Source organism: Candidatus Zixiibacteriota bacterium (assembly GCA_020853795.1).
Classification (GTDB): domain Bacteria; phylum Zixibacteria; class MSB-5A5; order CAIYYT01; family CAIYYT01; genus JADJGC01.
The window spans coordinates 1-2,996 of sequence record JADYYF010000143.1 but is presented as its reverse complement, the minus strand read 5'-3'; the positions used below and the strand labels follow the sequence as shown (position 1 = coordinate 2,996).

Sequence of the window (2,996 nt, the reverse complement as noted above, 5' to 3'; positions counted from 1 at the left end):
TTCGGATCCGCTCCTTGACCATGTCCGCGGTGGCGACCCTGCTCGTTGCCGCTACCGGCTTCGGTTTCTTCACTTACTTTTTTAATTTCGCGGTCGATGAGTTGGGCACGCGCCACATCGCCATCACAGCCTACGGCAAGTACTATCTGGCACTCTTGATCGCCGCCAATACCTTTGGTCTGCTCCAGCTCGAAAGCACCTACCGATCTTCGCAGGGCAACCTGCGCAAACAACTGCTGCCGTCGCTGCTGGCCGTCGCGCTGTTGCTGGGATTAAACCTGATTTCCGGCATGTTGGGTTTGCTGCTGTCGCGCATAGAATTTCTCAGCGTTCAACTCGGCGCGACCTTGATGATTGTCGCACTGATTCTGCTGTCGCGCTTCGTCGTGTTCGAAGAGCAAAAAGGGCAGGGGGTCGTCATCTCGCGCGAGGCGGTCTATTCTTCCGTCGCGGTCCTCTTGGTCGGCGCCTATTTCGTCGTGATCGGCCTTACTGTCAAGTTGCTGGTCTCCCTCGGCGGCAGTCCGCAAGTATTCATGTCGGTCCTGGCGGCGTTCTTGATGATCGTGCTCTTCGTCGCCTTGCTGTTGTCCGGCTCGATTCGCCAACGCTGGCGCGGCCTCGTCGATCGCTCTGTCTATGGCGGCCGCGCCGACCTGCTGGCCGAACTCACGGCATTCGCCGAAGAGGTCACCGCCGCAACGGATCGCCGGGAAATGTTCGAGAAGATGGAAAGCGTCCTGCGGCGCAAATGCGGTATGAGGGATGTTCGCTTTTATCTGCGGGGGGAGCGTGCCGGCGAGTTCTACGAAAGCTATCCCACCGTTGCGCTCGAGGCGCTGCAACTACCGGAACTGGAGGATTGGCTCTTTCGCAAGGGCCGCACCGTCAGCGTCTCCGAATTCCGGCCGGCGTCCGGACGGCCTGACGCGGCTGATCCGGCACTGCCGGTAGCTGCTCGCGGCCACGAGTTGATTCCACTGTCGGCCCGCCGGGAATTCGTCGGCTTCATCAGCGGCACGCCCGGTGCGCCGCTTGGCGCCGAGATGCGCTTCCTGATCGACTCGATGTCGCACCAGCTCGCCATGTCGCTGCTCAGCGCGCGTCAATCGGAAAAACTGCTCGAAACCCGGGAATTGGCGTCGTTTACGAAGATCTCTTCGTTCGTCGTTCACGACGTCAAGAATCTCGTTTCCATGGTTTCGATGATCCTCCAGAATGCCGAGAAGAAGTTCGATGACCCGCGCTTCCAGCAGATGACCCTGGAAACGCTGCGCGGTGCACAGGAGCGCATGAAGCGCCTGATCAGCCGCCTGACTTCTCCCGCCAAGCAGATCGACTTCGCTTTGACCAATTGCGATTTGGCGGCGATTGTGGTAGATTTGATCAGGGAAATGAACCTGAATGCGCGGCCGAAAATCGCTCTGGTCAACGCCATTGCCGCCGTTCCGCCGGTGACGGGAAACGAGGAGAAATTGCGCAGCGTGCTGGCGAACTTATTGATCAACGCCGTCGAGGCCATGCCGAACGGCGGCGAACTGCGGCTCAACGCGCAGGCGGACGACCGGCACCTTGTCGTGGCCGTCAGTGACACCGGCGTCGGCATGACTCCCGAGTTCATGCGCGACCGCCTGTTTCGGCCGTTCCAGACGAGCAAGTCCAGCGGACTGGGCATCGGTTTGTTCCAGTCGCGCGAACTGGTAGAGCAGATGGGCGGGAACCTGACGGTGTCTTCGGTCGCCGGACAGGGAACAACCTTCAAGCTCAAATTGAGGCGGGCATGAGCGATAAAGAAGCCACGATCCTGATCGTCGATGATGAAGTCGGCATCCGCACGCAATTAAGCTTTGCACTGGAAGACCACTACGAGGTTTTGTCCGCTGCCACCGCAGCCGAAGCTCTGGCGCACACCCGCGCCGGCCACCCCAACGTCGTCCTGCTCGATTTGGCCCTTTCGCCGTATGGCGACTCCCAGGAGGGTCTGGCGCTGCTGCCGGAGCTTTTGGAGATCGATCCGACCTTAAAGGTCATCATGGTGACCGGCAACGGCGAACGCAACAACGCCTTGAGCGCCGTCAAACACGGCGCCTTCGACTTCTACGTCAAGCCGATCGATCTGGACGAGCTATCCGTCATCATCAAACGGGCCGTGTATCTCCAGAAACTTGAACTGGAAAACGCTCGTCTGTCCGCAGTGCTGAGCCAACAGAAGGGCTTCAGCAACATCATCGGCACATCGTCGCGCATGCAGAAGGTCTTCAAGGTCGTCGACACCGTCGCGACGACACCATACACCGTGCTGATTACCGGCGAGTCGGGGACCGGCAAGGAGCTGATCGCCAAAGCCATCCATCAACGCTCCGAGCGCGCCGACAAACCGTTTGTCACGATCAACTGCGGGGCCATCCCGGAAACTCTGCTCGAATCGGAACTATTCGGCCACGAGAAGGGGGCGTTCACCGACGCGTTCCAGCAAAAGCTCGGCAAGTTCGAGCTCGCCAATCAGGGCACCCTCTTCCTCGATGAAATTGGCGAGTTGTCGCTGCAACTCCAGGTGAAACTTCTGCGCTTCCTGCAGGACAAGATTATCGAGCGGGTCGGTGGGCGGGGAACGATTCAGGTCGATGTCCGCGTGATCGCCGCGACGAATCGTTCGCTGGAGGCCGAGGTTGCCCGCAAGCAATTCCGCGAAGACCTGTACTATCGGCTTTCGGTGATCACCATCGAATTGCCGCCGCTGCGGGAGCGGGAAGATGACGTGCTCCTGATCGCCGACTTCCTGTTGCGTACTTATGGCGAAGAAAACCGCAAACTGAATCTTTCCTTCACCAGTTCGGCACTGCAAGCCCTGCGGGTTTACGAATGGCCCGGCAATATCCGCGAACTCGAGAACCGCATTAAACGCGCCGTGATTCTGTGCGGTTCAAACCGAATCAGCGCGGTTGACCTCGGTTTCAGTGCAACACCCGAGGCGGAAATGAAGTCGCTGCAAGAGG

The 2,996-nt window shown here is 59.4% G+C and carries 2 protein-coding genes; both read left to right on the top strand.

Features of this window, described 5'->3' with window-relative positions; all coding sequences use genetic code 11:
* Positions 1-1,784 (top strand): PEP-CTERM system histidine kinase PrsK (prsK, locus tag IT585_11415; protein ID MCC6963850.1); only part of this gene is annotated, 1,784 nt, incomplete at its 5' end.
* Positions 1,781-2,996: PEP-CTERM-box response regulator transcription factor (gene prsR, locus IT585_11410; protein MCC6963849.1), on the top strand; the 1,216-nt coding region annotated here is incomplete at its 3' end. The genes prsK and prsR, both read left to right, overlap by 4 nt.